Genomic DNA, 7,600 nt, shown 5'->3' on the forward strand with positions numbered 1-7,600 from the left:
GTCTATTGGCCTTCGCCCGGAATGAGGTCTTCGAGCGTTTCTTCTTTCGGAATCAGGATTTCGACGCGCCGGTTGAGGGACCGTCCCTCTGCGGTTGCGTTGTCGGCGACCGGTTGGTCGGCCCCCTTGCCGTCGACTTCGATGCGGGTCGGATCGGATATCTGCAAACTGACAATGTTCTCGACCGACTCGGCCCGCGCGACCGAGAGTTCATAGTTCGATTTGAACCGGCTCGTCGGGTTGAGCTTCACGTTGTCGGTGTGACCGTTGATGTAGATTGGCCCGGGCTCCGGGTTGAGTGCGCCCGCGATCTTGTCGGCGACGGCCTTGAAATCCGGCGTCACGGTCGCGCTTCCCGATGGGAAGAGGAGGACATTGCTGACCCTGACCATGATGTTGTTGCCGACCGGCTCGACGTCGACACCGCCTGCCGCGATTTCTTCGGCGAGAGCCGATCGCATGCGTTCGAGTTGGCCCGTCGGCGGCGGATCGGCGGGCTCCGGCACAGGCAGGACGGAATTGCGCTCGAGCGCGATCTGGCTTGTCGGGTGGAGAGCGACAAGCGTATCCGCGAGCGCTTCGCCGTCATTCGTCAGGAGAAGCCGCAGGACGAAGAAGGTGGCGACCAGGAACAGCGCGGCGAGGCTCGCGATCACCCAGGTCGGAACCGCCGAACGGAACGAGCGCATGGCAACGCCCAGGCCCCGCCAATGAGGAGAGATGTCGTCATCCGGCCGGGCCTGCACGCGGCGGAGCGCCTCATAGGCTTCGTGGCGGATGCGATGCAGATCTGCCTGACCGCGACCGCCGCCGCGATACTGACCCTCGAAGCCGAGGCACAGGCATGCGTGCATCAGTTCGAGGAGATTGTAGCGCGCGCCGGGATTGGCCAGCACCTTCTTCAATTCGTCGAAGAAACCCACGCCCGAGGTTCTCACCCCGAAAAATTGCGCCAGCATGCTGAACTGCATCCAGACATGGCGATCGGTGCCGGGCAGGTTCTGGACGATGTCGTCCGCCGTGCCGCAAAGGGCATACTTCGCGACCTGAACATCGTGACGATCCTCGCCGGCCTCCAGCGCTTTCGCCTCGAAAGAGCGGATCTCTTCCGCGACATGCTCCATCAACGGAAGGGCCTGCATCTCGACGACACTCTGGCGAAGCCGTCCCAGCAAGATGAGGAGGGGGGCCGCGTAGGCCATCAGCGGGTTGTCGGAATTGATCTGGCCGCTGGCGCGCGCATTCAACGCGACTTCGAGCGGGATCGTATGACGCTTAGCCTGGGGCTCGGGCTTCTTCTTCTGCGGGAAGAACGCATCCTGGTTCGGGCTCTGGCGCATCCAGTCGGCATCTTCGCCGCCCGGATAGCGCGGGGGCGTAGGGCTCGAAGGCGCAATACGCTGGCCTGGCGGCGAGCGCTGCGGCATATCGGCGATGACCGTGCGTTCTGCATCCGGCATGGGGGTGGGTGCCGGGCGCTTCTGACCGGGCGGGGGTGTCGATCGTCGGCCGCCGGGATTGGGCCGGATGATCGTCTTGTTGCCTAATGAGAATGGATCGTCATTCATCGTCGATCCTCCATCAGGGCCCAGAGGTCGAGTTCGAGCTCAGGCCATTCGCCAGCGAAGTGCAGTCCTATGCTACTTGCAACGCTGAATTCCGGCCAGAGCGGCGAGGTCTTGTCGAGATAGAAATAGACGTGGTCTGAAATCGCCCGGATCTGTCGTGGTGGCGTCGGCATGTGTACGAGTTCGATGCCGGGCAGATGGGTCTGCACGATCTCGTTCATCTTGGTGTTCGGGCCAACCTTGCAGAGGGCGGGGAACTGCTGCTGGACCTGGGTGAGCGGCTTGGCGGCCGAGACCTCGATAACGAAGGTGGCGTTGCGGAAGAGCGAGCGGTCTGTGACGGCGGCAAGATAGGCGTTCGGCGCGCGCTCAATCAGATCGAGACGGATCGCGCGACCGAGATCGAGGCTGAGAAGCCTCTGGATGTCGGCGAGCAGGGGCTCGAATGTCGCCTGGAGGTCGTCCTGGTTATAGGGCTCGTATTCCGGCGCCATCCGCTTGGGTGAAAACGTCCACAGCTCGCCTGATATGCGCAGAAATTCCTCGTAGAGCCGTTCGGGGTGGACATAGCGCGAGCTTCTGAAATGCTTCAAGACGTTCGCTTCACGGTTCAGCATCTGGAGCATGAAATAGTCGAAGGTCTGGAGACCTCCGCCCGCGCTCGGATCGGCGGCATAGCGGGCAAGCGTTTCCAGCTTGGTATCGATCCAGCCGATGACACGCTCCAACCAGCCCGCGCTCTGCGGATGGGCCTGGATCGTGATGACCGGCGGGGCGAAGGAGTCGTCGAAGAGGATTGTCTTGTCGCGCACTTCGAGAATGCGCGCGACCTTCAGGCAATGGAAGCCCGATTTCGGTGTCTCGCGGATGTCGAAGGTGATGCGGGGATGGGCGACCTCGATCTCCTGTTCCACATACATGTTGGAGCTTGCATCGACGATCGTTTCGAGGTCCTTGTAGTAGCGGCTGCCGCTGGAGGCATCCTCCATGTCCAGCTCGCGACCATTCACATTAGCCGCCGGCAGAACGATCCAGACGAACTGCTTCTCGGCCCCTTCCGGCACGTCGATGGGCGTTGGAAGCCGGCTCACGCCGGGCATGTCGAAGACGCTGCCGTCGGGCATGATGCCGCTCGCGCGGCGCAGGCCGAACTTGTTCTGCTGGGCGAGGTCACGATCGATCTCGAGGCTCGAAAACCCCCAGGGATAGGGCGAGACGAGCCGGGTCCGGTTTTCGATCAGCTTTTCGAAATAGCGGTCGTTCTGCTGAAGGTGGTGCTGACGCAGAAAGAGGCCCTCAGACCAAGCGACTTTACTATACCACGTCAAGAAGTGCCCTCTTCAAACCAATTGGCCACCACGGCTCAATCCGCCAGTGGAAATTTAAACCCTTCAACGCAAGATCGCACCCGCTTTTCACGCCCTTGGTGACTGTGACCGAAGCAGGTCCGTGCGATGGTCTCCAAAGGTGATCGTAGATGTGGGCGGTCTGCGATCGCAAGAGGATTTTCTGCGGCCCTCAAAAGCCGGGAAAATCCGACGATGCGAGGCCGGACCGCATCGGTCCGTAGGACAACTGCCGCGCCGGTTGTTCGGGGGCGAGAGGCAGCGAGACCGGCGGCCGGGTTCGTCATTTCGTTCCCCTCACGTCATTCCCGCTTTTTCCTCTACGCCATACAAGACCGGAAATGTCGTGCGTTAAAGCTGACCGTAAGCTTTGCTGAACCCCTTGAGCGATAATTCGAAGGTAATAGCCTGTTCTGCCGCGCTCGTCACGCTCACGCGAAGGGTCTCACCGTCGCGAAGCTTCGTCAGCAATTCATCGTCAATTGGGGAAAGCGCATAGCTTCCGTTCTCGTCGGCCGTGCGGATCGGCACAGTCTTCGTGTTCCCGCCGTCCACCGAGATATTGACCCCTTTGAGGAGCAGGAGACCGTGTGGCAGCCCGAATTCGATGAGCGGCCCGCTCTCCTCGTTGCCCTTCGCAACCGTCGCGCTCACCACCTTCTGGCCGGTCTGGCGGGCGAAGAGCGCCTGCTGGAGGATACAGCGGCGTGGCGTCTCGGCGGAAGGGTCGGAACAGACGACCTGCCAAGGATCATCCTGGTTTCTTTCGGTGGAAGACTGAACCCGGCCGCCCGTACCCTCCGGCGTGACGTCCCCCGGCGTCTCTTTTGCTGTCGCCGCCTGCGCGACCTCGGTCTCGGCCTGGGCCTGCCGGGGCGTATCGAGAAGCGGATAGACGTAATATCCGCCCACACCGACTGCCGCGCACATGACGGCGACTGTCACAAGCTTCTTGACGATGGTTCGCATGAACCCGGAACCTCCTGATGGAAACGGGCAGGATTGAAGATCCTGCCCGTCTGCGCGTTGACGATGTGGCCAGATTCGACCTGGCGAAGCAAGGTCGATCAGAAGTTGAGACGGATCTGCCCTGTGAGGCTGTAGGTCTCGACCCTGTCGGAGAACTTCACGTCGCCGCGAATGTTGGCGTTCAGCTGTTTGACCGCGCCGAAATTACCGTCGAACAGTTTGATCGTGTCGATGCCTGCACTGACCTCGCCGAACGTCCCGATATTATCGGAGAACAGCTCCTGGCTCGCGCCGGAGGATGTCACCGTCGAGCGGACGCTGCCGGTAAAGTCGTTGTATGCCGTCGCGGTCACGAAGGGTCGATAGGCGACGCTGTTTTCCTCGTCGATGATCGTGCGGGCGAGGGTGCCGCCTGCGAAACCGATGAAGGTTTCGAAGTCGTCGATCTGGAGCGAGGATATCACACCGCTATTCTGGAAGATCAGCGGGCTGGAGAAGGTTTTCGCATAGGAGAAACCGGCCACCGGAACGATCGAGTAATCGTAGGGCAGGGGATAGGCATAGCTGATGCTGCCGGAGAAGGCCGCCCGCTCACTGTCGAGTTCGGCGTCCTGAAGGCCGAGGCTCTGGTTCGCTGCCGTCGTCGCGACGTTGTTGAAGGTGAAATCGGTCGTTCCGTAGCGGAACTGGAGATCCGCCGCGAGCACGCCTTCACCGATCGGCTTGGAGCCTGCGATATAGCCGCCGAGATAGTATTGATCGAATTCGGACGTCGTGATCGAGGTCGTGGCACCGTTGGTCAGAACGTTCTGGCTTGTATCGCCGTGGTTGTAGCCTCCGGTGAAGCCCATGGCAAAATCGACGCCGAGTTCTTCCATCGGAATGCAGTTGACGTCCGCGCCGCCCTGAACGCCCCAATAGTCGAGATCGATCGAAGCATCCACCGATCTGCCGAGCTGGTTCGTGGTTGAACCATCGGCCGAACCGGTGCCGCCCGTGCCGCGCATCCAGACGCCCGGCTCGCATGCGCCCGGCTCCACGTCATAGACGAGCGAGCTGACGAACGGCGTCGACGGCCGGTTGACCACAGTCGAAATCAGCGACTGGACGAGCACGACATTGCCCGCGACACCACCGATATTCGGGTTGATCGAGCTGACGATGGCAAAGTCGTCACCGACCTTGAGCAGATCGTACTCGATCAGGCTGCCGGCCTGTGGCAGGCCGGTGGCCGTGAACGTGGCGCTGTTGGTGCCGGACACGTCGACGACGGTGATCGGGTTGTCCTGCAGTTGGAAGACCGTGTTCTGCTGATCGAAGTTGACCGTCCCGGTGCCGGACAGGTCTCCGTTGACCACGATGCGATCGGACAGTTGTTCGCCATTGGCGTTGTTGCGGCCAAGGTCGATGTCGACGTTGTACTGGCCGTTCTGGCTGACCAGATTGCCATTGATCGTATAGGTGTCGCCGACAATGTTGTTGCGGCCAAGATCGATCGTTCCGGCATTGGTATAGGTGCCGGCCGTCACCGAACCGCCATTGAGAATGGCAAGGCCGGTGTTGTTGAAGGCGGTGAGGCCCGAAAACGCGAAGCCGTTGCCGTTGTAGAGCCCGGTATTGGTAAAAGCGCCATTGCCCGACAGATTGCCCGTGAGGCCGAGCGTGCCACTGTTGGTGACGGGCCCGTTCAGCAAGCCTCGAACCGAGGCGGTCCCCGAGTTGGTGAAGCCGTTTGTCGTCGTTACGGCCCCCGTGCTTGAGAACTCGCCCGAATTGTTGAAGGCGCTCGCCGACAGAAGACCGCCATCGCCGATGGTGATGCCGGCGGCACCGCCTGCGCCATCACCACCCAGGGACGAGTTGGTGAGCGTCCCGATATTGATCAGGTCGCTGGTGTTGATGTTCAGCCGCGCATTGTTGCGGTTCACGATGTCGTTGTTGCTGCCCGCACCGGAGGCGGGGCTGCCAGCGACATCGACGATCGATCCGTCGGCTCCGTTGAAATTGATGACGCCGTCATTGGTGATCGGGCCGGTGCCGTTGTTATTGATATCGGAATCGAAGGTGGCCGAGCCTGCGAAGTTGAAAACACCGGTTGCGAGGTTGTTGATCGCGCCATTGTCGATCACCGCGCCGCCGTTTGCGACGGTAACGGTGCCGGAATTGTTGATGGTGTTCCCCGTTCCGAAGAGCGTCGCTCCGGCACCTTGGAGATTGACGTTTCCGCCATTGTTGATGGTGCCGGCAGCGAGCGTCCGGCCTGCCGCGATGTTGATCGTCGAGGCGTTGTTGAGGGCAGTCATGCCGGTGAAGTTGCCGCCGTTGACGTTCAGAACCGCCGAATTGGCGTTGTTGAAGGTGCTGTCGGCCGTCAGATTGCCAGTGACGTTGAACGAGCCGGCATTGTTGTCGATCTGGCCGGTGAAGGCACCTTGTCCATTGAGCGTGCCGGTGTTTGTGGTTCCGCCATTGGTGGAGCCAGCCGTCTGTGTGTAGGTGCCTGAGTTGTTCAGCCCGCCATTCACCGTCCCGCTATTGCCGAACGACCCCGTGTTGCGGACACCGCTGCCGATCGTCCCCGAGCTGGCGAAGGTGCCCGCGTTGAAGACCACGCCGGTGATCGTTCCGGCGTTACCCGCCGTTGCTCCTGCGTTGTTCGTGACACCGCCCGCGACCGTGCCGCTGTTGGTGAATGACGCGCTGTTGAAGACGTTGGATATGATGCTGCCGCCGTTTGCGATCGTGAGGTTGCCGGCGTTCACCGTCGTCGGTCCGGAATAGGTGTTGGTGCCGGCGAGGGTAAATCCTCCCGCGCCCTGTTTGAGGAGGCCACCGCCACCGGAAATGATGCCGGCATATGTCGTGTTGGTGCCGTCGCCGGTGGACAGGGTCTGGCCGGAAGCGATGACGACACTGCCTCCGGTTCCCGCCAGCGAGGCGATGGTGTCGTTGCCGTTGATCGTCAGCGTACCGGCCGAGACGGTGACGGCCTCGTCGTCGGCGATGCCGTTGCCGTCGGTCGTGAGCGTTCCGCCCGCGACCGTGACCGAGTTGCCCGAGGTGTTGATCGAGCCGGTGCCGGTTTCGTTGAGCGCGCCGGAGTTCACCGAAAGGCTTGCGGCGTTGGTGATCGAGCCGGTCAGGCTCGTGGTGCCGCCGGAGACGGTGATCGCACCCGCGCCGTCGAGGGTTCCCGCGATGGTGCCGTTCTGGAGCGACTGCGCACCCGAGGACGTCACGGAGGTGCCGCCGGCGACGATCGCGCCGCCGGACTGTGTGAAAGAGGCCGAGTTGACGTCGACCGTGCCGCCGGTGGTGCCGCCGGTCTGGTTGAAGGCGCCGGTGACGCCGAGGGCCGCGTTGCCGTTCACCGTGCCGCCGGACTGGCCGAGCGAGGCGATTGTGTCGTTGCCGTTGATCGTCAGCGTACCGGCCGAGACGGTGACGGCTTCGTCGTCGGCGATGCCGTTGCCGTCGGTCGTGAGCGTTCCGCCCGCGACCGTGACCGAGTTGCCCGAGGTGTTGATCGAGCCGGTGCCGGTTTCGTTGAGCGTGCCGGAGTTCACCGAAAGGCTTGCGGCGTTGGTGATCGAGCCGGTCAGGCTCGTGGTGCCGCCGGAGACGGTGACCGCACCCGCGCCGTCGAGGGTTCCCGCGATGGTGCCGTTCTGGAGCGACTGCGCACCCGAGGACGTCACGGAGGTGCCGCCGGCGACG

Annotated in this window: 4 protein-coding genes; all 4 read right to left on the reverse strand. The window is 62.3% G+C overall.

Annotated elements, in window-relative coordinates; genetic code table 11:
- Nucleotides 1–2 precede the first annotated feature (2 nt).
- Nucleotides 3–1,568, reverse strand: a complete 1,566-nt coding sequence (gene tssL / locus ABDX79_RS13180) for a type VI secretion system protein TssL, long form (RefSeq protein ID WP_346220752.1) — start codon at nucleotides 1,566–1,568, stop codon at nucleotides 3–5.
- Entirely contained in the window at nucleotides 1,565–2,896 is a 1,332-nt protein-coding gene (tssK, locus tag ABDX79_RS13185; protein WP_346220753.1) for a type VI secretion system baseplate subunit TssK, read from the reverse strand. Before tssK ends, tssL begins: the two co-directional genes overlap by 4 nt.
- 369 nt (nucleotides 2,897–3,265) lie before the next feature.
- Nucleotides 3,266–3,883, reverse strand: a complete 618-nt coding sequence (locus tag ABDX79_RS13190) for an invasion associated locus B family protein (protein ID WP_346220754.1) — start codon at nucleotides 3,881–3,883, stop codon at nucleotides 3,266–3,268.
- Between the two features lie 98 nt (nucleotides 3,884–3,981).
- Nucleotides 3,982–7,600: hypothetical protein (locus ABDX79_RS13195; RefSeq protein ID WP_346220755.1), on the reverse strand; the 3,619-nt coding region annotated here is incomplete at its 5' end.

The organism is Fulvimarina fulva, from assembly GCF_039652615.1.
In the GTDB taxonomy this organism is placed as follows: domain Bacteria; phylum Pseudomonadota; class Alphaproteobacteria; order Rhizobiales; family Rhizobiaceae; genus Fulvimarina.

What these genes read in the sequence shown, in the direction of transcription:
- tssL (WP_346220752.1), bottom strand. Translation starts at nt 1,568, where the DNA reads ATGAATGACGATCCATTCTCATTAGGCAACAAGACGATCATCCGGCCC.
- ABDX79_RS13190 (WP_346220754.1), bottom strand. Translation starts at nt 3,883, where the DNA reads ATGCGAACCATCGTCAAGAAGCTTGTGACAGTCGCCGTCATGTGCGCG.